Source organism: Synechococcus sp. W65.1 (assembly GCF_047461615.1).
In the GTDB taxonomy this organism is placed as follows: domain Bacteria; phylum Cyanobacteriota; class Cyanobacteriia; order Thermostichales; family Thermostichaceae; genus Thermostichus.
Genome location: NZ_JANSHI010000004.1, coordinates 1 through 22,796, shown reverse-complemented (window position 1 = coordinate 22,796; position 22,796 = coordinate 1). Strand labels below are relative to the sequence as shown.

Annotated in this window: 24 protein-coding genes; 13 read left to right on the top strand and 11 right to left on the bottom strand. The window is 60.8% G+C overall.

What is annotated here, in order from left to right:
• Positions 1-272: 272 nt before the first annotated feature.
• Positions 273-1,229 (top strand): sigma-70 family RNA polymerase sigma factor, encoded by a 957-nt coding sequence (locus tag NW806_RS03225; RefSeq protein ID WP_414409992.1) that lies wholly within the window; start codon positions 273-275, stop codon positions 1,227-1,229.
• On the opposite strand, the gene gcvT is transcribed toward NW806_RS03225, so the two are convergent.
• From gcvT to NW806_RS03210, 3 genes are read right to left on the bottom strand one after another with little or no spacing between them, the layout of a single operon-like run.
• Positions 1,226-2,359, bottom strand: a complete 1,134-nt coding sequence (gene gcvT / locus NW806_RS03220; RefSeq protein WP_414409991.1) for a glycine cleavage system aminomethyltransferase GcvT — start codon at positions 2,357-2,359, stop codon at positions 1,226-1,228. The two genes, NW806_RS03225 and gcvT, sit on opposite strands and share 4 nt — an antisense overlap.
• 53 nt (positions 2,360-2,412) lie before the next feature.
• Positions 2,413-3,519, bottom strand: coding sequence for an energy transducer TonB (locus NW806_RS03215; protein ID WP_414409990.1), 1,107 nt, complete (start codon positions 3,517-3,519; stop codon positions 2,413-2,415).
• Positions 3,500-3,727 carry a hypothetical protein gene (locus NW806_RS03210; protein ID WP_414396232.1) on the bottom strand — a complete coding sequence of 76 codons (228 nt, stop codon included), beginning with the start codon at positions 3,725-3,727 and terminating at the stop codon, positions 3,500-3,502. The genes NW806_RS03215 and NW806_RS03210 overlap by 20 nt, the downstream gene beginning before the upstream one ends.
• On the opposite strand from NW806_RS03210, the gene NW806_RS03205 reads away from it, so the two are divergent.
• The gene (locus NW806_RS03205; protein WP_414396234.1) at positions 3,726-4,193 is read left to right on the top strand and encodes a VOC family protein; all 468 of its coding nucleotides are present in this window, start codon (positions 3,726-3,728) and stop codon (positions 4,191-4,193) included. The two genes, NW806_RS03210 and NW806_RS03205, sit on opposite strands and share 2 nt — an antisense overlap.
• Before the next feature lie 17 nt (positions 4,194-4,210).
• Entirely contained in the window at positions 4,211-5,062 is an 852-nt protein-coding gene (locus tag NW806_RS03200; RefSeq protein ID WP_414409989.1) for a Tab2 family RNA-binding protein, read from the top strand.
• Positions 5,063-5,589: 527 nt separating this feature from the next.
• On the opposite strand, the gene NW806_RS03195 is transcribed toward NW806_RS03200, so the two are convergent.
• Positions 5,590-6,948, bottom strand: coding sequence for an FGGY-family carbohydrate kinase (locus NW806_RS03195; RefSeq protein WP_414409988.1), 1,359 nt, complete (start codon positions 6,946-6,948; stop codon positions 5,590-5,592).
• Between the two features lie 6 nt (positions 6,949-6,954).
• Positions 6,955-7,440 (bottom strand): 2Fe-2S iron-sulfur cluster-binding protein, encoded by a 486-nt coding sequence (locus NW806_RS03190; RefSeq protein ID WP_414396241.1) that lies wholly within the window; start codon positions 7,438-7,440, stop codon positions 6,955-6,957.
• A 143-nt stretch (positions 7,441-7,583) separates the two neighbouring features.
• Here NW806_RS03190 and ylqF point away from each other — a divergent pair, with 143 nt between their 5' ends.
• From ylqF to NW806_RS03140, 10 genes are all read left to right on the top strand, one after another.
• A complete protein-coding gene (gene ylqF / locus NW806_RS03185; protein ID WP_414409987.1) occupies positions 7,584-8,453 on the top strand; it encodes a ribosome biogenesis GTPase YlqF in 870 nt (289 codons plus the stop codon).
• 198 nt (positions 8,454-8,651) lie between these two features.
• Positions 8,652-10,934 carry a RelA/SpoT family protein gene (locus NW806_RS03180; RefSeq protein ID WP_414409986.1) on the top strand — a complete coding sequence of 761 codons (2,283 nt, stop codon included), beginning with the start codon at positions 8,652-8,654 and terminating at the stop codon, positions 10,932-10,934.
• A 66-nt stretch (positions 10,935-11,000) separates the two neighbouring features.
• Entirely contained in the window at positions 11,001-11,579 is a 579-nt protein-coding gene (gene psbP, locus NW806_RS03175) for a photosystem II reaction center PsbP (RefSeq protein WP_414409985.1), read from the top strand.
• Positions 11,576-12,433 (top strand): 3',5'-cyclic-AMP phosphodiesterase, encoded by an 858-nt coding sequence (gene cpdA, locus NW806_RS03170; RefSeq protein ID WP_414409984.1) that lies wholly within the window; start codon positions 11,576-11,578, stop codon positions 12,431-12,433. The genes psbP and cpdA overlap by 4 nt, the downstream gene beginning before the upstream one ends.
• Positions 12,434-12,785: 352 nt before the next feature.
• Complete coding sequence (locus NW806_RS03165) at positions 12,786-13,994, top strand: VLRF1 family aeRF1-type release factor (RefSeq protein WP_414409983.1); 1,209 nt, start codon at positions 12,786-12,788, stop codon at positions 13,992-13,994.
• 105 nt (positions 13,995-14,099) lie between these two features.
• A complete protein-coding gene (locus tag NW806_RS03160) occupies positions 14,100-14,606 on the top strand; it encodes a DNA recombination-mediator protein A (RefSeq protein WP_414396255.1) in 507 nt (168 codons plus the stop codon).
• A 26-nt stretch (positions 14,607-14,632) separates the two neighbouring features.
• Positions 14,633-15,400, top strand: a complete 768-nt coding sequence (minC, locus tag NW806_RS03155; protein ID WP_414409982.1) for a septum site-determining protein MinC — start codon at positions 14,633-14,635, stop codon at positions 15,398-15,400.
• Positions 15,379-16,185 (top strand): septum site-determining protein MinD, encoded by an 807-nt coding sequence (minD, locus tag NW806_RS03150; protein ID WP_414409981.1) that lies wholly within the window; start codon positions 15,379-15,381, stop codon positions 16,183-16,185. Before minC ends, minD begins: the two co-directional genes overlap by 22 nt.
• 47 nt (positions 16,186-16,232) lie before the next feature.
• Positions 16,233-16,541, top strand: coding sequence for a cell division topological specificity factor MinE (gene minE, locus NW806_RS03145; protein WP_414409980.1), 309 nt, complete (start codon positions 16,233-16,235; stop codon positions 16,539-16,541).
• A 203-nt stretch (positions 16,542-16,744) separates the two neighbouring features.
• The gene (locus NW806_RS03140; RefSeq protein WP_414409979.1) at positions 16,745-18,844 is read left to right on the top strand and encodes a cation:proton antiporter; all 2,100 of its coding nucleotides are present in this window, start codon (positions 16,745-16,747) and stop codon (positions 18,842-18,844) included.
• Here the strand turns inward: NW806_RS03140 and NW806_RS03135 are convergent.
• From NW806_RS03135 to tsaB, 6 genes are all read right to left on the bottom strand, one after another.
• A complete protein-coding gene (locus tag NW806_RS03135; protein ID WP_414396265.1) occupies positions 18,841-19,200 on the bottom strand; it encodes a gamma-glutamylcyclotransferase in 360 nt (119 codons plus the stop codon). The genes NW806_RS03140 and NW806_RS03135 overlap by 4 nt on opposite strands.
• Positions 19,201-19,217: 17 nt before the next feature.
• Complete coding sequence (gene plsY, locus NW806_RS03130) at positions 19,218-19,829, bottom strand: glycerol-3-phosphate 1-O-acyltransferase PlsY (RefSeq protein WP_414409978.1); 612 nt, start codon at positions 19,827-19,829, stop codon at positions 19,218-19,220.
• A gap of 46 nt (positions 19,830-19,875) precedes the next feature.
• Positions 19,876-20,889 (bottom strand): DNA polymerase III subunit delta', encoded by a 1,014-nt coding sequence (gene holB, locus NW806_RS03125; protein WP_414409977.1) that lies wholly within the window; start codon positions 20,887-20,889, stop codon positions 19,876-19,878.
• An 81-nt stretch (positions 20,890-20,970) separates the two neighbouring features.
• Positions 20,971-21,438, bottom strand: coding sequence for an acetyl-CoA carboxylase biotin carboxyl carrier protein (gene accB / locus NW806_RS03120; RefSeq protein WP_414404963.1), 468 nt, complete (start codon positions 21,436-21,438; stop codon positions 20,971-20,973).
• Positions 21,439-21,485: 47 nt separating this feature from the next.
• Positions 21,486-22,043, bottom strand: coding sequence for an elongation factor P (gene efp / locus NW806_RS03115; RefSeq protein WP_414396277.1), 558 nt, complete (start codon positions 22,041-22,043; stop codon positions 21,486-21,488).
• A gap of 35 nt (positions 22,044-22,078) precedes the next feature.
• Complete coding sequence (tsaB, locus tag NW806_RS03110) at positions 22,079-22,762, bottom strand: tRNA (adenosine(37)-N6)-threonylcarbamoyltransferase complex dimerization subunit type 1 TsaB (protein ID WP_414409976.1); 684 nt, start codon at positions 22,760-22,762, stop codon at positions 22,079-22,081.
• Positions 22,763-22,796 lie beyond the last annotated feature (34 nt).

The following is a 22,796-nucleotide window of genomic DNA, read 5'->3' as shown; positions in this document are numbered from 1 at the left end:
AACATCTACTGGTGGAGTTGCACGTCCAAAAGATTAGTTCGAAAACACTTTATGTAGAGCCAAGCGAGACAGGCTCAGTAAGTTTTCTGAACTAGGCGTTTACCAGAAGTTCAAATTTTTGAAGTGCCAAAACCTTTACAGAAAGTCTGCTCTTCTGGTATGAAGGAGATGCTGCTTGCAGAGCGGTCAACTTCTCCTGCTAGGGGAAAGGCCTAAAGCAACAGGAGAGGCGAAAGCCCGGACAGGGCGTAGTTTAGGGTGTGGGGTTGGATATGTCGGAAAGCCTTGACCTGCAAGATGCAGTAGGCCGTTTCTTGAAAATCATTGGTCGCTACTCGTTGCTCAGCCCTGAAGAGGAGCTTCGCCTGGCCTACCAGGTACAGCGAATGATGGCCCTCCTGGAACAGCGGCGGCAGGATGAGTCGCTCGAGGACTGGAGCCGACGGGTGGGGATCCCCGTGGAAGAGCTGCAGCGGATCCTACAGGAGGGGGAAGCGGCCAAAAGGCGCATGGTGGAGTGCAACCTACGCCTAGTGGTATCGATTGCTAAGCGCTACCGCAACCGCGGCTTGCCGTTTTTGGATCTCATCCAAGAGGGCACCATTGGCCTCACCCGCGCCGTGGAAAAGTTTGATCCCACGCGAGGGTACAAGTTCTCCACCTACGCTACCTGGTGGATCCGGCAGAGCGTAAACCGCGGCATCCAAAACAAAGGGCGCCTCATTCGTCTGCCTGCCCACATGTACGAGAAGGTCTCCCAGGTGAAGCGGCGCTACCGCGAGCTATCCGCTCAGAAGGGATCCCGACCTGCAGCCGAAGAAGTTTTCGATTCGCTGGATATTGGCGACAACTACCGCGAGCTGATCACCCGCCACATGGCCGAGATCTGTTCCCTCAACGTGAGTGTGGGCGATGAGGACGGCACGGAGCTGCAGCACTTTATCCCCGACGAAGACAACGACCCAGTCGAGCATCTCACTCGGGTTGCCCGTTGGGAGGAAGTCCGCGCCCTTGTGAGGCAACTGAGCGAACGCGAGCAGCAGGTCATCGTAGCCCGCTACGGCCTAGATGGAGCCAAGAGGATGACGCTGCGCGAGATTGGGGAGCACATTGGCCTGTCGCGGGAGCGGGTACGGCAAATTGAGCGACGGGCCCTGCGGAAGTTGCGGCGGCTGCAGCAGGAATACTCCACCCCCAAGACTGGCAAACGGCTCAATCCCTCCAACTAGGCCGGGGCCTGCCTCCGGTAAAAGGGCTTTTTCACCACCTCGGCAAGCCGGCGCTGGCCCCGAATCTCAATCTCCAGCCGGGATCCCACCTCGGCCCAAGTCGAATCCACGTACCCCAGGCCAATGCCATAGCCCAAGGTGGGAGAGTGGGTGCCGCTGGTTACCCGGCCAATCGGCTGAGAGGAGTTGGGAGCATAGATGGCATAGCCGCTGCGGGGAATGGCTCGATCCAGCATGCGAAATCCCACCAGACGACGAGGGATCCCCTCGGCCCGCTGGTTTTCTAGCGCCGCCTTGCCTAGGTACTCTGCCGGGTTGTTGACCAGCCAGCCCAGGTCGGCTTCGAGAGGAGTGGTGCTCTCATCTATGTCTTGCCCGTAGAGGCAAAAGCCAGCCTCCAACCGCAGCGTATCGCGGCAGCCCAAGCCACAGGGCTGGACTCCTGCCTGCACCAGTTGCTCCCAGAGCCAGCGGCCGTCTGAGGGACTGAGCAGGAGCTCAAAGCCATCTTCGCCGGTGTAGCCGGTGCGGGTCACGAAGATACTTGCTTCTGCGGAGCTCTCCCTTTGAGGAGCTTTAGGGATAAACTGCCCATGTTGAAATCGGCGTAAAGCTTTCAAGGATCCCTCTAGAAAAGGCTGCAAAACCTCTTCCGCCGCCGGCCCCTGGACGGCCAGCAACACGTGGGACACCGTGCGATCTTGAAGTTCTAGGCCAGGGATCCCTTGCTGCTGCAGCCATTCCCTGTCTTTCTGGCAGGTGGCCGCGTTGACGATCAGGCTCCAGTGCTCCAGCTCTCCTTCCGGTGGATGCCGGTAGAAGATGACGTCGTCCACAATGCCCCCCAGGGGATTGAGCAAAACCGTGTAGCGAGCAGAGCCCACCCGCACAGCGCTGAGATCGCTGGGCACGAGACGGCTGAGGTGGGATCCCAGCTCTGGTCCCCAAAGGGTGAACTTGCCCATGTGAGAGATGTCGAATATCCCCGCCTGCTCCCGCACCGCCCGATGCTCAGCCACCACACCCTGGTAGTACAGCGGCATTTCCCATCCGGCAAAGGAGACAAAACGCGCCCCCAAGGCTTGGTGCAAGGGGAACAGGGGGGTGCGCTGCAGCGGCGTTTGGCTCATGAAGGGAGCTTTAAACCCAACCTCGTACCTTTCTTGGAGCTCGCTTCAGGGGTCTAGTTGGCAGATCCGTCCACCGTCAACTGGCCCAAAACGTTGATGTCGAAGGTGAAGTTGATCGTCACCGAGTTGCCCTCATAGGCCTCAGGCAGGGGCAAAAAGGGTGCCGCCCGCTGAATTGCCGTCAGCGCCGCGTCGTCGGTTTGTTGGCTGCCGGAAGTGCGGGCCAGGCGAATGCTCTGCAGCTCGCCACCCCGACCCACCGTGAAGATCACTACGGTGCGGCGGGAAGTGCCGGTCTGGCCTGGGATCCAATTCTGTTCCACCTTGCGCTGCAAAGCTGCCAGCCAGGGGCCCCAATCCACATTGGCCCGCGCCGCCACACTGGGAGGGTTGGGAGCCGACTGGGTAGGGTTGGCCAAGCCGCTGGCTCCTCTGCCCTGGATCCCGCCTCCATCGCTGGGCGCAGAAGCGCTGATGGGCGGTCCCAACTGAGAAGCCTCGGAGGACCGCTCAGCAGGGGAAACCTCTGTCGGCGGCTGGGGAGCAGGCGCAAGGGGTTGCAATTGGCTGAGATCCGAGGCCCGCTCTCTGGGCTGCGCGGGCGGAGCAGGAGGAGCGGCCGCCACAGGTGGCGGAGTCTGAGTGGGAGTGGGTTTGGGGGCTGCGGTAGGTGGAGGCGGCGCTGCAGTTGGCGTTGCCCTGGACCGAGGAGGAGCTGGAACTGGAGTTTGTGGAGGGGGTGGGGTAGGTCTAGGAGTGGCTAGGGCAACTTCTGCTGGGGCAGGCGGCGGTACAGGGGCAGGCGGCTGCGGCCGTGGCGGCTGGGGCTGAGGCGGAGGCGGCGGAGCGGCTTGCTGACGGGTAGCAGCGCGGGATTGGGGTGGACTGCCCTGGGAGGGAGGGGCCTCTACCCGCTTGCCCCCATCGCGGGAATCCACTTCTGAAACCAGCTCTGCTTCTTCCGGCGTCTCGAGATCTTCTAGCTCCAGCAAGATAAACTCAATGGCTTTTTGTTCTTGCTGGCGAAACGGCCAAAACCGACTCCAGGAGAGCAAGCCCAACAGCGCCAACCCATGCAGCAGCAGGGACAGCGCCACCATCCAAAAAAAATGGCGCGCTTCCTCCTCGCGGCGGCGCTGCTCAGTCCAGGTGCTGGTCATGGCCAAGATTGCCTCTTTGCGCTCCCCAGTCTCTCACCACACTGAGTTGGCTCTCCAGCTCAAATGTTATAACATCGCCCTGGCTGGGCTTCTTGCGCAAAGGCGTACAGTCGGCTGGGGAAGGGATCCCACCCTTCAGCACAAAATCGCCTACCTTATAAAGAGCAGGGATCCCGACTTGAGCAGGCTGCTTGCCAGGAGAGCCCATGGAACCCATCCGCTTTCATCTTGCCTTTCCGGTTGCCGACATTGCCTTGACCAAGACCTACTACGGCGAGGGCTTGGGTTGCCAGATTGGTCGGGAAACGCCTGTTTCCGTCATCCTGAACCTCTATGGCCATCAACTGGTGGCTCACCTCACCCAGGAAGAGCTGAGGCCCCAGCGGGGCATCTACCCTCGCCACTTCGGCCTGATCTTTCCCACCCAAGCAGAGTGGCAGAGCCTGGCCGACCGGGCCCAGGTGCGGGGATTGCCTTTTTATCAGGAGCCACGCTGGCGCTTCGTCGGCACCCCCCTGGAGCACGGCACGTTCTTTTTGCAGGATCCCTTCTACAACCTGCTGGAGTTTAAGTACTACCGCTACCCTTCCGCCATTTTTGGGGAGCGGGAATGGGCCGTGGTCGGGGATATTGCAGGCCAACAGCTTCCGAACCCCTCTCCCAGCAGCGCGTAGCAAAGGGGAGAAGTGCCTTGGCTACTCAACCCCCTCGTTCTGGCCCTGTGCGCGGCCCCATCTGGCAGATGGACTTCAACGCCGTCCCGCTGCGAGATGCCCAGGATCGGCGAGTTTGGGAGCTCTTGGTGTGCGATCCCGGCGGCCAGTTTCGCCAGGCCAAGTACTGCAGCAACCAAGAGGTCAATAGCACCTGGGTGGCCCAACAGTTGCGCAGCTATCTGGAAGCGGCTCCCCAGCCCCCCTCGGCCATCCGGGTGTTCCGAGCCCGCATGAGCTCCATTCTGCAACGGGCCTGCAACGCCGTCGGGATCCCCATGCTCCCCAGCCGTCGCGTCTATGCCCTTAAGGCCTGGATGCGGGAACGGGCAGAGCAGGTTTACCCCCAGGAAACCCAGTTCACCTACAGCCCTGAACCCCCCGTGGAGCCGGATCCGCCGGATCCCGTCCCCCTGCCGGACAAGTTGCAGGGAGAGCGCTGGGCGTTCGTGACGCTGCGGGCTAGGGATCTGCGGGAAGCCGAGACCTGGCCAATCGAATTTGGCGAGCTGTTTCCAGTAAACTGGGAGGCTTTTGCGCCCGACACAATCATTCCCGGCTTGGTGATCGCCTCGCAGCGGGCTCTTCCTATAGCAGCCTGGATGAGCGGCATGGAGCCTGCCTACTTGACTGTGGCGGAGGGATGGCTGCTGTTCGAGGCTGGCCTCAACGATTGCTATCTCTTTGCACAACTCAAAGACGAAAAGCTGCGAGCAGAGGCCGAGGGCTTTGCCCAACGCCAACGCCAAGCGCAAGGGATCCATTTCCTCGCCATCCAAAGCGATTTCAGGGCTCAGTCGTTCGCTGGCTTTTGGCTGATGCAACTTTGAGGAGAAGCCTGCGTAATCCTTCAGGGCAAGCATAGTATCGCCAGCTTTGCGAGCGCCTTTGAAAGTCCCGGAAAAGCCTATTTTTTCGTTCACCCGCTCGATTCCTTGCAGCACGAGGTTCAGGCTCTTACCCCCCTTTCCAAGGCTACTTTCTGCTCTTTTCGACCGACCCCCTCACAAATGGGTCTTGTATTCCTTGCCCTGCTTGGCTTTAAGGGGGGTGGAGTCCTGTTGGTTCCCAGAAATTGGAAACATGATCCACGTCGTCTAGGTGGTAGCCCCACCTCGGAATCGAGTTCCCCCTTTGGGGGAGCCCTAGAAACTTGGAAACGCGACAGGAGCGTGCCACTTAATCTCAAACTGGCAAGTTCTCCCGTCCGGGGTGACTCCCAGAAACTGGAAACAAGGCTTGAGCAAAGCGAGGGCCGCGCTTAATGTCCGAGGTCTTCCCTTCGGGGGGATTCCTGGAAATAGGAAACGAAACCCCCCGAGGTAGATCCCCGGGGAGTGTGTAAAAATGTTCCCCCTCAGGGGGAGAAATACCGGCTGCGAAATTCCGAGTAGATCTCGGCATAGGCCTTGACCCAGTTTGGATCTGGCTGGATGAGACGTTCCACCTGCACCAAGCACTCGGCAGCCTGCTGCACTGAGCAGCACCAATAGGCCGATGCTGCCAGGATGGCCGCTCCTACAGCCGGGTCGGGATGTTTGACCACTGCCAAGGGACGGGCAAGGATACTGGCGCGCAGGCGGAGCCAGAGGGAACTTTTGCAGCCCCCGCCGGTGGTAAAAATTGGGCTCCCTTCTAGTAGGGGGATCCCATGGGCGGCCAAGGTCTCCAGCCCCAGCCGCTCCACCATAGCCACTCCCTCCAGCAAGGCCGCGTAAAAACGGGGAGAGCCCACCTCTGCCTGGGGCAAGAACCCCGCGAATGCGTCGTCGAGGATGGGAAAACGCTCGCCAGGTCGGCAGAGCGGATAACTGACCAAGCCAGTGGGCAGATGGGCCTCCGCCTGCTGATCCAAGGCAGCCAAGTTGCCGCCAGGGAAGAAGTGGGGCAAAACCCCGCCTCCGCAAAAAGAAGCTGCCCCTGGCCACCAGCCGTTTCGGTCGGGGTGCAGATGGGAGTAGATGCTAGGGGTTTGTATGGGATCAGCACTGTTGGCCTTGAAGATAAGAGTGGTGCCCAGGCTGGTGGAGACTTGACCCAAGCGAGTAGCTCCTGCAGCCAGTTGCCCGGCGCAGCCATCGGTGATCCCGGCGGCAATTAGCACCTCTGGCCCCAGCTCCCACTCAGCTCGCACCGTTCCCAAAACCGTTCCCGGCGCCACCACCTCAGGGAAACGCTTGGGGTCGAGGCCATGGCGAGATAGCCACTCCCGCGGCCAGGTGTAGGTTTCTAGGTCAAAGCCACTTTTCAAGGCGTGGGTGTGGTCAGTTACCCGTCGGCGGCCTCCCAGTTGGCTTAGGAGAAAGTCCGCCGGATGGGCCAAGTAGCTGTCCCGGTAGCGGTCGGGATGGGCTTCTGCCCACCACAGCCAGCGGCTAAGTCCCCAGCTGGCAGGGATCCCCAACTGCTTGGCCTGAACCTGGCCCCGCGGGTCGGAATACAGCCAGGCCTGATCCAGCGGCATGCCGCGACCGTCCACCGGCAGCACTGTACCCGAGGTGCTGCAGGCACTAAGGGCAACAATGGTGTAGCGATCCCCCAGTTGCCCCTTCAGGTGTCCCAACAGGGTTCTTAGGGTGCGCAGCCAGCGACCCGGGTTGGTTTCTGGGGGATCCCAGGAGCGCTCGCTTTTGCCCACCACCTCCCCCGCTTCTGAAAGGGCCACCACCCGCATTCCCGACGTGCCTAGGTCGATCCCAAGAAATACAGGTTCCATAGAGCTCTAGAAATCTCGGCTGCTGCGGGCCAAAGCCTCTTGGATGTCTAGATCGAGGTTCTTCACCGACTCCAGCACCGAACGGGTAATCAGCTTTCCTGCCTGCACCAACACAGCACCAGTGATAGGGTGCAAGATGGGCTGCTCGGCCCGCCGCCCAATGAGCACCTCGATGTCCTTGAGGGCATTGGCGTACATTCCTATCGGCAGTTCCACCACCACCCCTTCTCCCAAAACCCGCGCCTGGCAGGCAAGCCGGGAATTGGGCTTGCGGCTAGTGATCACCTCCAGGGTGCGCTGCTCCCGACGGGTCATGGGCGAGAGCGACTCCATCCCTTCTTTCACGTACACATGGCAGGTGGCGCAGAGACCGCGCCCGCCGCACTCTTTCAACACATTCAGCTCTTCCTGCAGCAGCACCGAGAGCAAGTTGTTGTTGGTGGCCACTTCTGACACCTGAGCAATGGGATCCAACCGCACGCGCTTGACCATCGTCCCTTCTCCGCCGTTACACTCCTTAACGCTAGCTTGTCTTGGCAAGGGATCCCAGCCGTTGCTTGCCCTGCAGGTGGGAAAGACGAGCTGGACAAGCTAGAGTAGATCCCGCCCTTGGTGTTTGCCAGGGTTTTGGCAGCATGAGCTCTCCGCCCATCCAGTGGTATCCTGGCCACGTAGCTAAGGCCCTTGGCCAGTTGCGGGAACAACTGCGGCTGGTGGATGTGGCAATTGAAGTGGTGGACGCGCGCATCCCGCTGGCCAGCCGCCATCCCGAGCTGGACAAGTGGCTGGGGCAGAAGCCGCGCCTCTTGGCCCTCAACCGAGCCGACTCGATTGCGACAAGGGATCTGAAAGCGTGGCAGGAGTATTTCTCGCAGCAAGGGATCCCGGTCTATCCCACCAACGGCCAATCGGGACAAGGGGTCAGTCGCCTCAAGCAGGCTATTTTGCAGCTAGGGCAGTCGGTCAACGAGCGGCGGCAGCGGCGGGGCATGCGGCCGCGGGCTGTCCGGGCGGTGGTGGTGGGTTTTCCCAATGTGGGCAAGTCGGCCCTGCTGAATCGACTTTTGGGACGGCGAGCCGTCGAGAGCGCTGCGCGCCCTGGGGTAACCCGGCAACTGCAGTGGGTACGGCTAGGGGGGGAGTTGGATTTGCTGGACTCGCCGGGCATCCTCCCGCCTTCGCTGCCGGATCAGCGGGCAGCCACGCTGCTAGCCATCTGCGATGACATTGGCGCTGCCGCCTACGACCCCGAGCGCGTAGCGGCCTACTTTGTGGATCAACTGCTGCAGGTGCAGCCCCAGGCCCAAGCTCTTTTGCAACAGCGCTACGGCTGGCCTGACCCGATCCCCCCTGGCAGCGTGGCAGTCCAGGAGCTGGCCCAACGGCGCTACCAAGGCGATACCGAGCGAGCGGCAAGGCAAATCCTCAACGACTACCGCAAGGGGTGGCTAGGGCCTCTAGCTTTGCAACTTCCTCCCATCTCTAGCCCCCCAGCAAGAGGCTAGCTTCATCTGTCTGTATATGTTGCTACGAGATGCGGCAGAGTGAGTGATACGATGGAACTAGAATACTAACACTGCGCCAGATTTTTCCCTGAGGTTTTTCGCAGCGCTTTTTGCCTTTAACCTGCCTGCGGACGAGTCAAGTTGGGGATAGGCTGTAAGAAACTCCAGGGAGTAGACCATCCTCCTTGCTAGATTCCCATGGGTCAGCCTGCTGTTGCCGCCAGCTTAGAAGGAGGCTTTGACCTAAATAACCTCGATTTTGAGGTGCCAGGATGGCTGCGTGCTTTGCTTTCTGGCGCTGAAGATCTCGGCGATGGGCTGAGAGCTTACACTCCCCAAGAGGCAGATTTGCTGCGCCGGGCCTTTGAGTTTGCCTACTGCTTGCACAAGGGCCAAAAGCGGAAGTCGGGGGATCCCTACATCGCCCACCCGGTGGCTGTAGCTAGCTTGTTGCGGGAGCTGGGGGGGGATGCCGTCACGGTAGCGGCTGGCTTCTTGCACGATGTTGTTGAGGATGCAGGCGTTACCCTGGAGGCGCTAGAAGCAGAATTTGGACCCGAAGTGCGCCTCCTGGTGGAAGGGGTAACCAAGCTTTCTAAGTTTAATTTCTCCAGCAAAACGGAGCAGCAAGCGGAGAACTTCCGCCGCATGTTTGTGGCCATGGCCAAAGACATTCGGGTCATCGTGGTCAAGCTGGCGGATCGCTTGCACAACATGCGCACGCTGCAATATCTGCCGCCCCACAAGCAAAAGCAGATTGCAGCCGAAACCATGGAGATCTTTGCCCCCTTGGCCAACCGGCTGGGGATCTGGCATTTCAAGTGGGAACTGGAAGACCTGGCTTTTAAGTACCTGGACTACGAAGCCTATCGCCAGATCCAAGAGTTGGTTAACGCCAAGCGCAGCGAGCGAGAGGCGGAGATCCAAGCTTTTATCGAAGAGCTGCGGAAGAACCTCCTCCAAGCGGGGCTAGAGCACTTTGAGATCAGCGGGCGGCCCAAGCACCTGTATGGCATCTACCGCAAGATGCAGCAGCAGCGCAAGGAATTCCACGAGATCTACGACCTCCTGGCCGTGCGGGTCATTGTGCAGACCGTGAGCGAGTGCTACCGGGTGCTGGCAGTTGTTCACAACTGCTTTCGTCCCATTCCCGGGCGCTTTAAAGACTACATTGGCCTGCCCAAGCCAAACCGCTACCAATCTTTGCACACGACAGTGATTGGTCTGCAGGGGCGACCCGTGGAGGTGCAGATCCGCACCGAAGAAATGCACCGCGTGGCCGAGTACGGCATTGCTGCCCACTGGAAATACAAGGAAGCCGGCAGCACCCCCGTAAAGCCCGAGGAAGAGCGCTTTAGCTGGCTGCGGCAACTCTTGGAGTGGCAAAACGACCTCAAGGACGACAGAGAATATCTGGAGACTGTTCGCGAGAACCTGTTTGAGAGCGAAGTTTACGTCTTCACCCCCAAGGGAGATCTGCTGGCCTTACCCCAGGGATCCTGCCCGATTGATTTTGCCTATCGCATCCACTCAGAAATTGGGGATCACTGCGCCGGGGCGCGGGTAAACAACAAGATTGTACCGCTGGATACCCGCCTGCGCAATGGCGACATCGTGCAGATTATCACCCACAAGAATGCCCACCCCAGTCTAGACTGGATTAATTTTGTAGCCACCAGCTCGGCGCGCAATCGCATTCGCCAATGGTTTAAGCGCTCCAATCGCGAGCAAAATATTGCCCGCGGTCGGCAGTTGCTGGAGCGGGAGCTGGGCAAAACGGGGTTTGAAGCCCTGCTGAAGTCCGAGCGGATGCAGAAGGTTGCCGAGAAGCTCAACTACAGCAGCGTGGACGATTTACTGGCGGCGCTGGGCTATGGAGAGGTAACCCCCGCGCAGGTGATCCACCGGCTGCAGGAGGTCAGCAAGCCAGCCATCTCCCCCCCACCCGAGGAGGGATCTTTGGCGGAAGCCAAGCTGCTGCTGCCGCGAAGCGAGGGAGGGCGAGCTTCTAGCCGATCCCAGTCTCTCATCCTGGGGGTGGAGGGCCTGAAACATCAATTGGCCAAATGCTGCAACCCGCTCCCAGGGGATCCCATCCTGGGTGTGGTTACCCGCTTCAAGGGCATCACCATTCATCATCGCGATTGTCCGCGGGTAGCCCAGGTTCCGGGTGAGCGGCTGGTGCCGGTGCGCTGGAACGAGGAGCAACTGCGGCAAAGCACCCAGACTTATCCTGTAGAACTGCGTCTAGAGGTCATCGACCGGGTTGGCGTGCTGCGGGATATTCTCTCCCGCCTTTCCGATCAGGGCATCAATGTGCGCAATGCCAAGGTGCAAACCTTTGCCAATCGCACTGCCTCAATTGACCTCTGCATTGATGTACGCGACGCCCAACAGCTTGCTCAGCTTCAAAATCAGCTGCGCCAGCTTTCCGATGTGTTGGTCCTGCGCTCCCGCCACTACCAGAACGGATCCCGCTAAAAGGCTGCTGCGGTCTAATCTTAGGTAGGATATGGAGGTGGCTAACCCTAAGCGGAGGATCTCGGCATGGCAGGAGAGGGGCAGTTGAGCCTACTGGGTCGGCGGCTTTCTAGGGTGTTGTTGCTGCTGGGGGTCTGCCTCAGCTTGATCATTGGTGCCTGCTCAGCAAGCCCCAACCTGCGAGTCTACCGGGATCCCAATGGAGCTTTTGCCTTTGCTTACCCCAATGGCATGGTGAGCGTGAAGCTAAGCCCTGGGAAGGGGCTAGCCGTGATCCTGCGCGACCTAGTCTATGAGACCGAAAACATCAGCCTAATGATTGCCCCCTTCGACAAAGGGGAGACGATTGCGGATCTGGGAGGCCCAGAGGAGGTGGGGCAATTGGTGGCAAAGAAGATCATTGCCCCTGAGGGATCGGGTCGCTCAACCCAGCTCTTGGCAGCCGAGGCCTTCGAGCGGCAGGGGCAGCCCTACTACCTGTTTGAGTACCAAACCAATCTGGGATCCCAGCTTCGCCACGAGGTAGTGACGGTAACCGTTCGTCACCATCGCCTCTATACTCTAACTGCCTCAACCCAGGAATCCCGCTGGCCACAGGTGCAGACTGCTTTCCGGGAGGTAGGTCGCTCTCTAAGTGTCTCTTGAGAGGGCTCTCTGCCTTTGGAGACGGCAAAGGCCTTTCGGTGCTGAAAAATCCCGCTGCCATGACGGTTTACGTGGTTCAAATCAGTGACCTGCATCTATTTGCCAAGAGCCATCAGCGGTTGTTGGGGGTAGACACCGAGGCCTCTTTTCTGGCAGTGCAAAAGGCCATTGTGAGTTTGGATCCCTTGCCGGATGTGCTGCTCTTAACTGGGGATCTTGCCCAAGATGGCAGTGCGGCTGCCTATGCCCGTCTTAGAAGCTATTTGCAGACCCTTCCCATCGACACCTATTGGCTGGCGGGGAACCACGATCGCCTACATGTTATGAACCTAGAGCTCCACGGCGGGCGGCTGCACGCAGAGAAAAGCTTCAGTCGCGAGAACTGGAGCTTTATTTTATTGAACTCGCTGGTGCCAGGCAGGGACAGCGGCTACCTAACCGACCGCACCTTACTTTGGCTCCGACAAGAGCTACAGCGCAGCCGGGCCAACCACCACCATGTTCTCCTAGCCCTGCACCACCCCCCCTTTTCGGTAGACTCCGATTGGCTGGATCAAAGTGCGCTGCAGCAGCCGGAGCGGCTGTTTGGGGTTTTGGACGAGTTCGACCACGTTCGCCTGGTGATTTTTGGCCATGTTCATCAGGAGCTGCACCGTCGCCGCCGGGGGGTTGATTACTTTGCCTGTCCCTCCACCTGCGTGCAATTTCTCCCCAAGAGCTCCCAGTTTGCTCTGGAGGTGATCCCCCCAGCCCTGCGACAGCTATGGCTGGAGCCAGATGGCAGCTTCAAAACCCAGGTGCAGCGGGTAGAAGCCGCCTTGCAAACCCCTAACTTGGCTGCAAAAGGGTACTAATGGGATCCCGGGCGCACCAGGCCAACTGCTTGTCCCAAGAAGAAACTGGCTGCAAGAGGTAGAGCAACCCGCCCTCCAGCCGTCCGGTGCAGCTAGGGCCCCACGCCCTGAAGCTGCAGCCTCCATGGGAAAACTCTCTTGGCCCTTGAGCTACAGGAGGCTCCGCCGCCGGCAGACCAATCGGAGCCAGTGGATCTGGAGGGCAGCGCAGCCGCTCGGCTCTAGGCGCGGGCTATGCTAGAAGCTTCTCCTCAAAGCCGAGCCCAACTGGGCTTCAGCTAGGGCCGGATCCCTCGCTTTCCCTTAATCTTTCTGCTACGCTTGAGCCCCAGCGACGCCCCTTTTCAAGACCATGGACGAACTCAACACCCTGATCCAGGATCTGCAAGCTGCCTTTGACGACAGCAGCAAGCCCGTGCTCTCGATATATGCCGACACCAACCCTGCTCGTCCCGAAAATGCGGGTCGCGCCTGGGTGGGGCGCATCAAGAATACCCTCAAGGAGCTGCTGGAGAGGGAGGAGAGCAAGCCTGATAACTCCCTCTGCGAGCAAGTCCTTGCTCTAGTAGAGCAGGAGCGCCCTTCGGCCCGCACCCTGGTTCTTTTCGCCAGCCGCAATCCCGCCGGCAAGCCAGTACTGCGCCGAATCGACCTGCAGGTGGAGCTGCCGGTGGTGGATCTGGCCCATGGGCGGGTGGAGGCCCGCTGGGGGGAACCTTACCTCACGCCCCTTTTCTTTGCCTTTGATGAATACGAGCGGGGTGGGGTGTTGCACCTGTCTGGCAGCAGGTGGCGCTTCTACGAGCTCTTTTTGGGAGAACTGCGAGAGGACACGGAAATCTTTGCCAACATCAGCGCCGAGGAATGGCAGGAACTGCAGGAGCTGGCCGGCCGCATTGAAAATGCCGTTGCCGAACGTCGCGCCCGCAGCGGTGGCACCTTCGACAAGCTTTCCCCCAAGGAGCGGGAGGCGGCCAAGGTCAGCCTCTGGATGCACAAGCTCTACCTGCGCCTGGCTTCCGCCCTGGATAAGGCAGTGGATCGCCTGGGCATTGAGCGGCTGGTGCTCATGGGCGAAGCCTGGCAGGTGTCCCACTTTGAGGGCTATCTCAACCGCGGCCTACGCAACCGCATCGTCACGCGGGTGGGGCACCCCGCCAACCTTCACACACCGACGCCGCAAGACATCCTCGACCGAGTGGTACCCGTCCTGGAGGCCGCTGAGCGCCGAGGAGAGCTGGCTTTGTTGGAGCGGATTCGAGAGCAGCCCGGCGCTTGGGGCTTGGATGCGGTGCTGGACGCCCTCCAGCTGGGCCGGGTGGAAATCCTTGTCCTGCCCTGGAGGCTAGAGGCCACCATCTGGCGCTGCCCAGACGGCTTTGTGGGAGGAACCCAGGAGATGGCCCAGCTCCTTTGCCCAGAGCCACAGCCGGCACCCCTGCGGGATCTGGTGTGGGTGCTAGGCCGCGATTTTGGCGCTAAACTGGAGTTCGTTCGCGGCGAAGCTGAAGAGCGCTTGCTCCACGAGTTTCAGGGAGCAGCGGCGCTGCTGCGCTGGTAGGTCTAGCAACTTGAGCAGGGATGGCCCAACCCTCTAGCTAGATCCCAGAGCAACGGTGTAGGCTGCTAGCATAATCTGGCCCATCCTGTTTAGCGAGGGATCCCCTTGACCCAATCCATTGACCTCCCCACCAGCGTCGATACGTTCTTGCAAGAGCTGGCCGCCATTCAGCAAGTGGGGCCAAAGCGGATAGCCATCTTGGGCACTCGCCATGTGCCCATTACCCACCAGTACCTCATCGAGACCCTCAGCTACGCCTTGGCCCTTACTGGCAACCGCATCCTCACGTCCGGGGCCATTGGTACCAACCTGGCTGTAATTCGTGGAGCGATGCGGGCAGATATTAAATCCTTGACGGTGATCCTGCCCCAAAGCCTAGAGCGGCAGCCGGCAGAGTCGCGGGCCAGTTTGGAGCAGGTGCTGCATCTGGTGGAGCACCCTGAAAACGACCACCTGCCTCTAGCGGAGGCCAGTCGCCTCTGCAATCTGGAAATCATCAGCAAGTGCCAGCAATTGATCTGTTTTGCCTTCCACGACAGCGTCACGCTTTTGGAGGCCTGCAGGCACGCTGAGGAGCAACACAAGGTGGTTACGCTCTTCTACTTCGACTAATTCCTTGGCAAAGGAGGGCAGGCAGAATGGGGTTGCTGGTGGGAAACTCGCCACCCTTTCCCAAAGCCCCTGCCTCCTCTATCGGGGTAGGGGCAGCCAAAGAGAGTGTCTACTTTCGCTCCGATGCCCAAGGGATCCACCTGCACCTGCCCACCACCCTAGCTTGGGAAGAAGTCTGGGAGGAGCTCGTTTGGCAGTTGCGCAGCCGCAAGTCCTACTGGACGGGGGTGGCTCCTCTAACCCTGTGGTGCCAGGAGCGAGAGCTGGAGCTGCCCACCCTGCAGGCCCTGGCTGTCCTGTTGGCGCAGCATCGGCTGCAGCTATGGCGCGTCCAAACCCGATCCCGCACGACCGCCATTGCCGCGGCAACCTTGGGCTATTCGGTGGAGCAATCCTCCCTTTTGGAGGTGGTTCCCTCTCCTCCTCCCGACACTGCCCCTCTGTACCTGCGTTCAACCGTGCGCTCGGGCATGTCCGTACGCCACCGTGGCTCTGTCTTCCTGTTGGGAGATCTCAACCCCGGCGGCGAGATCGTTGCGGGCGGCGACATTTGGGTTTGGGGACGGCTGCGAGGGTTGGCGCATGCCGGCGCCGAGGGGGATAGAAGTGCAGTGATCCTGGCCTTGCAGTTGGAGCCCACCCAATTGCGCATCGCCGACCAGGTGGCCCGCCCCCCAGAAAGTGGCTCCCCTTGCAATACCCCTGAGGTGGTTTACTTGCAAGATGGTGCCATCTGCATCGCCAGCCTTCAGGAGTTTCTGCGGAGAAGAGCATGGGCCGAGTTATCGTCATAACCTCTGGGAAGGGAGGAGTAGGCAAAACCACCCTGACAGCCAACTTAGGCACTGCCTTAGCGCGCTTGGGTCGCTCGGTAGCGGTGGTGGATGCCGACTTTGGCCTGCGCAACCTGGATCTGCTGCTGGGCCTAGAGAATCGGGTAGTGTACACGGCTCTAGAAGTCATTGCAGGGGAATGTCGCCTTGAACAAGCGTTGGTGAAAGACAAACGCACCCCCAATCTCTCCTTGTTGCCAGCAGCCCAAACCCGCAACAAAACAGCAGTCAACCCGGAGCAAATGCGGCAGTTGATGGAGAAGCTTGCCGGTAGCTACGACTATGTGTTGATCGACTGCCCAGCCGGGATTGAGCAGGGGTTTCGCAATGCCATTGCCGGGGCAACAGAGGCCCTGCTGGTGACTACGCCCGAAGTAGCTGCCGTGCGGGATGCAGACCGGGTGGTGGGCCTGTTGGAAGCGGCAGAGATCTCTTCAATTCAGCTAATTGTTAACCGCCTGCGCCCCGATATGGTAACCGCTGGCCAGATGATGGCCGTGGAAGATGTGGTGGAGGTGCTGGCCATCCCTTTGGTGGGTATGATTCCGGAAGACCGAGAGGTGATTGTCTCCACCAACAAGGGAGAACCCATGGTTTTGGCTGCCCGTCCCTCTCCGGCTGCCCAGGCCATTCAGCGCATTGCCCGACGGCTGGAAGGGGAGGTGGTGGAGTTCCCCAAGTTGGCCGGCTTGGGTGAGTCTTTCTGGGAAAAGGCAAAGCGATTTTTAAGCCAAAAGGTGTTCTGAAGCCCAACAGCTCTTAGCTCTCTCTCAACGAGACTAGAATAAAGCCCATGCTCCTCGAGTTTTTGGATCAGCTTTTTCCCCGCTCCCCCGGCGGCAGCCGCGAGCAGGCCAAGCAGCGCCTAAAACTCATCTTGGCCCACGACCGCGCCAATCTCAGTCCGGCAGCCCTGGAATCGATGCGGCTGGAAATTTTGGGGGTGGTCTCCCGCTATGTGGAGCTGGACTCGGAGGGGATGCAATTCCACTTGACCGTGGAGGGGAGCACAACGGCCCTCATTGCTAACTTACCCATTCGCCGAGTTAAGCCGCTGGCAGCAGCCGAACTCGACCCTTCTGCAAAGGGGCAGCCGGATTAGTCAGGGGGGTTCACTTCGGCCTGAGCTACCCTGGGCTCAGGGAGCATCTGCCCTCGGCAAAAGGATGCTTTCTCCTGTCTGTCCCAGGGTGGAGTTCTCTGCAGGTGTTTCCAGTCTGCTCATGGCAGCTTTGAGGGGCAACCCTACTGAATAGGAGAGAGCTGCTGGGACAGAGTCCTCACGGAGGGAGGTTGAGCCTCGGCATGGAAAGCTCTTTTGAGCTGACGATCCTGTTTACGCTGGCCTTGGTGGCCGGGATCGCAGCTCAAGTCCTGGCTAACTTTGTCAAGGTGCCCAGCATTGTCTTCCTGCTGCTGTTTGGGGTGCTGCTGGGGCCAGATGGCTTGGGCTGGGTTCGCCCCCAGATCATGGGATCCGGTCTGGAGGCGCTGGTGTCGCTAGCAGTGGCCCTGATCCTGTTCGAGGGAGGGCTGAACCTGCGGCTACAACGCCTCAACCAGGTCTCCGGCAGCCTGCGCAATCTGGTATTGCTGGGATCGCTTTTGACCTTGGGAGGGGGGGCACTGGCGGCCCACTATTTGGGAGAGTTCCCCTGGCCCCTAGCCTTTCTGTTTGGATCCCTGGTGGTGGTGACGGGGCCAACTGTAGTTAACCCCATCCTCAAGCGGGTACGCGTCGATCCCGCCGTCAGCACCCTCTTGGAAGGGGAAGGGGTGCTCATTGATCCGGTGGGAGCCATCTTGGCAGTGGTGGTGCTGCAGGTAGTGCTTTCCGGCCACCCCAGTTTCTTGATGGCCTTGGAGCAGCTATCTAGCCGCTTGGCCATTGGGTCAGCGGTGGGGGCGCTGGGGGGCTGGCTGATGGGATCCTTTCTGCTCTGGTCGCGGCAATTTTTGACGGAGGAGCTGCGCAACTCGGTGGTGCTGGCGGGGGCGCTAGGGGTATTTGCCCTGGCCCAGTCGCTGCGCTCAGAGGCAGGGCTGATGGCGGTAGTGATGGCAGGCCTAGTGGTGCGGCAGAAGGCAGCCATTGCCGAGCGGAGCGTGCGCCAGTTTCACGGCCAGTTGGTGGTAATGGCCATCTCGGTGCTGTTTATCTTGCTCACCTCCACGCTGTCCCTAAAGGCGGTATTGGCTTTGGGGTGGGGAGCCTTGGCCACGGTGCTCTGCCTGATGCTGGTTGTCCGCCCCTTAAGCGTGTGGCTGTGTACCTGGGGCAGCGATCTCAACTGGCGGCAGAAGTTGTTTGTGGCCTGGCTGGCTCCCCGCGGCATTGTGGCGGCTTCGGTCGCCTCTTTGTTTGCCATTTTGTTGACGGAGCGGGGCATCACTGGGGGAGATGCCCTCAAGGCGCTAGTGTTTTTAACCATCTCGGCCACGGTGACAGTGCAGGGGCTAACTGCCGCCTGGGTGGCTCGTTGGCTGGGCCTAGACCAAGGCAGTTCCACCGTGATCCTTGGGGATCACCCGCTGGTTGAACCCTTGGCCGAATTGCTGCGCTCCCTCAACCAAGTCGTGGAGGTGCTGCCCTTGCCTTCGGCAGCCTGTTGGCGCCAGCCCGCTGGCCAAACCGAGCCCAACGGCCACAAGGGTGGCTCTGCCCTGGGGGATGAAGTTGGCCGGCTGCTGCCGGGATCGCTGCAGGAAGTGGTGCTGAGCGAGTCGGCCCTGTTGAAGGCCGATATCGACCATGCGGAGACGCTGCTGATTCTGACGCGGGATCCCCAGATGAACTGGGCCATTGCCGAGCTGATGGTGAAACTCTCGGTTTCCGCTGCCATCTGGACGGTGTTGCTGCCCGAGATGCCCATCTTAGAAGGGATCCGCACCCTGCCGATCTCTTTTGCCCAACTGCAACGCTGGGCCGGCTACCTAGAGGCCAAGCGCGCGGAGCTGCGCTCGATTACCCTGCCCACTTTAGCGGATTTGGGCCTGAAGCCCTCCCCCTCTGCCGTGGCCTCGGCCCAGGAGTCGAGCTCGGCAGCGCGCTTAGCTCTGCTCAACCCCCTTTCGGCCCAAATAGGGTTGGAGGATCCCGCCCTGGAGCGGCTGCGGGATCAGTTTGCCTACCGGATCAAAGCCGATCTCTGCCTGCCTTTGCTACTGGTGCGCCCGCAGCGGGCAGGGAGCTGGTGGCAAAAGGGAGCCCGGTCATCCCCGGTAGGCCGGCTATTTTACCTGCCCAAGCCCGACATGTGGCGGCGCGGGGATTGCATCTACTACCTAGAGCGCCTGGCCAGCCCTGTAGAGGCCGCGGCTCCCTCTGCAAGAGATCCGGATTTGCCCCCAGCCGAGTTCCTGCCCCAGTATGTTGGGGGTGTCAAACTCCACTTCGATCTCTAGGAGCCTCGGGGCAGCCAGCAGCCACTGGGGATGAGGGGGCACCCCTGCACCTGCTCGGGCCGGCCCAGGTAAACCCAGGCCGAGGTGCCACTTTCCAGTTGCACCCACTGCCGCTGGTACAGCCGCGGGTGGTCTTCCAGCTCGTCCAAGCGGGGCAACAGGCTCAGGGGAATGCGATAGCACTCGCCGTAGAGCCGATTTCGGCCAGGGATCGCCATGGGGTAAGGGCCGAGATCGTAGAGGTCGATGTGGTTGAGGCTGTCTGTTCCCAAAAACTCCGCCCCTTGCAGCAGGCTGTGGTACTGGCCGCCCCGCCGCAGGGAGCCGTAGACAAAAACCACCGTCGTCTGTTCCATCTGGCTCTAGGAGGTCATTAGGGGGACTGGGCCCATTTTTGGCCAAGGCGCGGCTCTGAGCCGGCCAGCAGGCGCTCGATGTTGCGCCGGTGGGCGCCGATTACATAGATCCCGCCCGCCAGGGCAAACACCCTATAGGGCAGGGGCTGAGCCGTTGCCCACATCAGCAGCGGAGCCGCCACCGCTGCCAGCAGGGAGCTGAAGGAGACGATGCGGGTGAGGGCAATCCCCACCAGCCAGACGCCAAAGGTAGCCAGGGCCACTGGCCAAGCCATGGCCAACAGGATCCCTAGGCTAGTGGCCACCGACTTGCCGCCCTTGAAGCCCAGCCAGCAGGAGCGGCTGTGGCCAACCACTGCCCCCAGGGCAGCCACGGCCACCCACCACGGCGACCCCAGAGCTAATCCCAGCGCCACCGCTGCAGCCCCCTTGGCGGCATCCACCAGCAGCACCAGCAGCGCCGGCCCTTTGCCCAGCGTCCGCAACACGTTGGTTGCCCCCGTCGAGCCGGAGCCCGCTTGGCGGAGGTCGATCCCGCCCCACCAGCGGCCCACCCAGTAGCCGGTGGGGATGGATCCCAGCAAGTAGCCTCCAAGGGCCGCAAGGAAAGCCAAAAGCCAGGCAGGCATAGGCAGGTCTTGAACGCTCCTTTTCACTTTGCCACAGGGCTTTCTTCTAGTCCCCCTTCGCGACAGCCCTGCGGCTTAGGCTAGCCAGGTTGACCTCCCAAGCAAGGCGCGGCTGCACAAAGTGCAAAAGCTGGCGGCGAATTTGCTCCAACTGCCAAATGGCCTGGCGGGATCCCTGCGCCCAGAAATGCTGCTGCAAGTAGTCAATCAGCCACAGCTGCGCCGGCAAATCGAGAGCAGCTACTGCCCTAGCCAGCTCCAGCGCCTCTCGCAGCGAGGGGGGCCAGCGCCTTAGATCCTGTAGCAGCGACGGCGGAAGGCTCTGCAGATGCTGATGGGCGGCCAGCGCCCGTCCAGGGCTGCCTTGGGCCAGGGCAATGAGCTCTGAGCGAGGGATCCCGGGCAGCTCCGGGCAGCCCAAAGCAGCCAACACTTGCTCCATCTCGGCCGAGCTGAGGCGGCGAAAAGGCACCGTCTGGCAGCGGGACAACAGCGTCGGCAGCAGGGAGGCCGCCTGGGGTGCGATGAGAACGATGTGGGCCGGCCCAGGCTCCTCCAGGGTTTTCAGCAGGGCATTGGCCGCACTTTCGGCTAGGGTTTCCGCTCCCTCCAGCACCACCAGCGAACGGCGGGCGCGCATTGGCCTACGGGCACAGAAGCGCGACACTTCCTGCACCTGTTCCAGGCGAATTTGCGGCGGGGAGCGCCGCTGCAGAGCTTGCGCCTCGGGGGCATCTGCTGGGATTAGGCGACCCTGATGGAGATAGGTGGGGCTGACCCAGTGGAGATCGGGGTGGGTGCCCGCCAGCAGCCAATGGCAGCCAAGGCACTGGCCGCAGGGGATCCTGGTGTTGGACTCGCACAGGAGAGCTTGAGCAAACCAGCGGGCCATCAGGCGCCGCCCCACCCCTTCTGGCCCTAGGAAGCAGTAGCTTGAGGTCACCCGCCCTTTCTCTAGGGCCGCTGCGAGTAGCTGCGCCGCCAGCTCCTGGCCGACAATGTGCTGGGGGGGCAGAACCTTTACCCCCTCAACTGTCTCGGGGGCCGTGGGCTGAAGCATGGCAGAGTACCCTAATCCCGGGCAAAGCTACCAAGGGATCCCTCCGGGGGGAAAAGCCTCATCTCTGCCCCAGTTTCGCTGTTAGCCGGTGGGATCCAGCCGCATTAAAACTTGGCCAAATTCCACCGGCTGGCCGTTGCTCACCAAAATCTCCCTTACCACACCTGCTGTTTCTGCTTCTATCTCGTTCATCACCTTCATGGCCTCGATAATGCACAGGGTTTGGCCTTTGTTTACCCGTTGACCTACTTGGACAAAGTCCGCTTCTCCAGGAGCAGGAGCGCTGTAGAAGGTTCCCACCATGGGTGACACTACCTCCACCCAGTGGCTCGGTGGAGATTTGGGGGCAAGCGCAGGAGGGGGAGTCTCGGCAGGAGCAGAAGGGGGCGAAGCAGTAAGGGAGGGAGCAGTGGTGGAAAGCTGAGCAGCAGGGATTCCTTTGCGCAGAGTAAGGCGGAAATCCTTGCACTCCAGAGTTAACTCGCTAACATCGCTCTCTTGCAGAGCGGCCAGCAGAAGGCGAATTTCCTGCCAATTAATGACATCCAAGGGAAGTCACCTGTCCACAACAGCAACCTAGCGACGGGGAAGAGCCATCACTCGCGGCCTAGGTAGGTGTCCGTGCGAGTATCGACTCGAACCCGCTCTCCCACTTTGATAAACAAAGGCACCTGGATCTCGGCGCCGGTTTCTAGCTTGGCAGGCTTAGTCCCCCCTGTAGCTGTGTCTCCCCTTACGCCCGGGTCCGTCTCCACCACTTCCAGGACGACACTGGTGGGCAGCTCCACATCGATCACCTGCCCCTTCCAGCGCAAAACAGACACTTCCATATTTTCCTTCAGGTACTTCACGGCAGAGCCCACCTGGGCGGTACTGAGCACAGCCTGCTCGTAGGTCTCCATGTCCATGAACACGAGGTTATCTCCTTCCGCATAGAGATACTGCATGTTCACCTTTTCGATGGTGGCAGCAGGCAGCATTTCGCCGGCGCGGAAGGTTTTCTCGACAACGTTGCCGGTCTGCATGTTTTTGAGCTTAGTGCGCACAAAGGCTGCCCCTTTGCCTGGCTTGACGTGGAGAAACTCGATGACTTTGTAGGGAGCGCCATCAATCTCTACAGAGACGCCGGGGCGCAAGTCGTTGCTTGAGATCATGTCAGCACGGGGTCTGTTGCCTAGCCTTCCCAATCTTACCGCGCCTGGGGGGTACTCCGATTCACCCCGCTGAGATCAATGGGCGGCTGCCGTCCGTACTTAGGCAACACCTCCTGCCAGGGAGGGCGCAGGCCTGCAAGAAAGTCAGCACGGGCAAGCTCTGCCAGCGCCAGCACAGGCACCGGCTCTACCCAATCGGCGGCATCGACCGCTAGCGCCTGCGGCCACTGGCGGAGAAGGGCCTGCCAAGCCACCGCCTCCCAGAGTTGATCGGCCACTTCAGCCACTACCTGGTCTGGGCCTACCCGGTACACGCCGCCATACCGCTCCCCCCGCTTGGCATCCATGTGCACCGCCACCCTCAGGGGCTGGAGTGGGGATCCCTGCTCCTGCCACACCTGGCGGGCAATAACAGCCAAGGACGAGTAGCCAAACACGGGAATGCCCAGCTGCTGCCCCACCAGCCGCGCCACGCTCACCCCCAAACGGCTACCGGTAAAACTCCCTGGCCCGACGGCGACAGCGATCCCCGCCACCTGGGACCAGTCTTGGCCAGCCAAGAACTCCTTTAGGCACGGGTGCAGCCGCGCTGCCATCTGGCGATCTAGCCACCAACTTTGGCTACGGCCTTCCCTCTCCTTTCCTTCCAGCGGCAGTAGGGCTAGGCCCAAGACGGGCGTGGTGGTGTGGATCCCTAGAATCCAGCGGGCAAGCGACATGGCTTCTTTCAGGAGAGTTGACAGAACTTAACGG

Excerpts from the sequence above, each read along its gene's own strand:
- NW806_RS03225 (WP_414409992.1), top strand. The coding sequence starts at position 273 with ATGTCGGAAAGCCTTGACCTGCAAGATGCAGTAGGCCGTTTCTTGAAA.
- gcvT (WP_414409991.1), bottom strand. The coding sequence starts at position 2,359 with ATGAGCCAAACGCCGCTGCAGCGCACCCCCCTGTTCCCCTTGCACCAA.
- NW806_RS03215 (WP_414409990.1), bottom strand. The coding sequence starts at position 3,519 with ATGACCAGCACCTGGACTGAGCAGCGCCGCCGCGAGGAGGAAGCGCGC.
- NW806_RS03205 (WP_414396234.1), top strand. The coding sequence starts at position 3,726 with ATGGAACCCATCCGCTTTCATCTTGCCTTTCCGGTTGCCGACATTGCC.
- NW806_RS03210 (WP_414396232.1), bottom strand. The coding sequence starts at position 3,727 with ATGGGCTCTCCTGGCAAGCAGCCTGCTCAAGTCGGGATCCCTGCTCTT.
- NW806_RS03195 (WP_414409988.1), bottom strand. The coding sequence starts at position 6,948 with ATGGAACCTGTATTTCTTGGGATCGACCTAGGCACGTCGGGAATGCGG.
- NW806_RS03190 (WP_414396241.1), bottom strand. The coding sequence starts at position 7,440 with ATGGTCAAGCGCGTGCGGTTGGATCCCATTGCTCAGGTGTCAGAAGTG.
- ylqF (WP_414409987.1), top strand. The coding sequence starts at position 7,584 with ATGAGCTCTCCGCCCATCCAGTGGTATCCTGGCCACGTAGCTAAGGCC.
- NW806_RS03180 (WP_414409986.1), top strand. The coding sequence starts at position 8,652 with ATGGGTCAGCCTGCTGTTGCCGCCAGCTTAGAAGGAGGCTTTGACCTA.
- psbP (WP_414409985.1), top strand. The coding sequence starts at position 11,001 with ATGGCAGGAGAGGGGCAGTTGAGCCTACTGGGTCGGCGGCTTTCTAGG.
- NW806_RS03165 (WP_414409983.1), top strand. The coding sequence starts at position 12,786 with ATGGACGAACTCAACACCCTGATCCAGGATCTGCAAGCTGCCTTTGAC.
- minC (WP_414409982.1), top strand. The coding sequence starts at position 14,633 with ATGGGGTTGCTGGTGGGAAACTCGCCACCCTTTCCCAAAGCCCCTGCC.
- minD (WP_414409981.1), top strand. The coding sequence starts at position 15,379 with ATGGGCCGAGTTATCGTCATAACCTCTGGGAAGGGAGGAGTAGGCAAA.
- minE (WP_414409980.1), top strand. The coding sequence starts at position 16,233 with ATGCTCCTCGAGTTTTTGGATCAGCTTTTTCCCCGCTCCCCCGGCGGC.
- NW806_RS03140 (WP_414409979.1), top strand. The coding sequence starts at position 16,745 with ATGGAAAGCTCTTTTGAGCTGACGATCCTGTTTACGCTGGCCTTGGTG.
- NW806_RS03135 (WP_414396265.1), bottom strand. The coding sequence starts at position 19,200 with ATGGAACAGACGACGGTGGTTTTTGTCTACGGCTCCCTGCGGCGGGGC.
- plsY (WP_414409978.1), bottom strand. The coding sequence starts at position 19,829 with ATGCCTGCCTGGCTTTTGGCTTTCCTTGCGGCCCTTGGAGGCTACTTG.
- holB (WP_414409977.1), bottom strand. The coding sequence starts at position 20,889 with ATGCTTCAGCCCACGGCCCCCGAGACAGTTGAGGGGGTAAAGGTTCTG.
- efp (WP_414396277.1), bottom strand. The coding sequence starts at position 22,043 with ATGATCTCAAGCAACGACTTGCGCCCCGGCGTCTCTGTAGAGATTGAT.
- tsaB (WP_414409976.1), bottom strand. The coding sequence starts at position 22,762 with ATGTCGCTTGCCCGCTGGATTCTAGGGATCCACACCACCACGCCCGTC.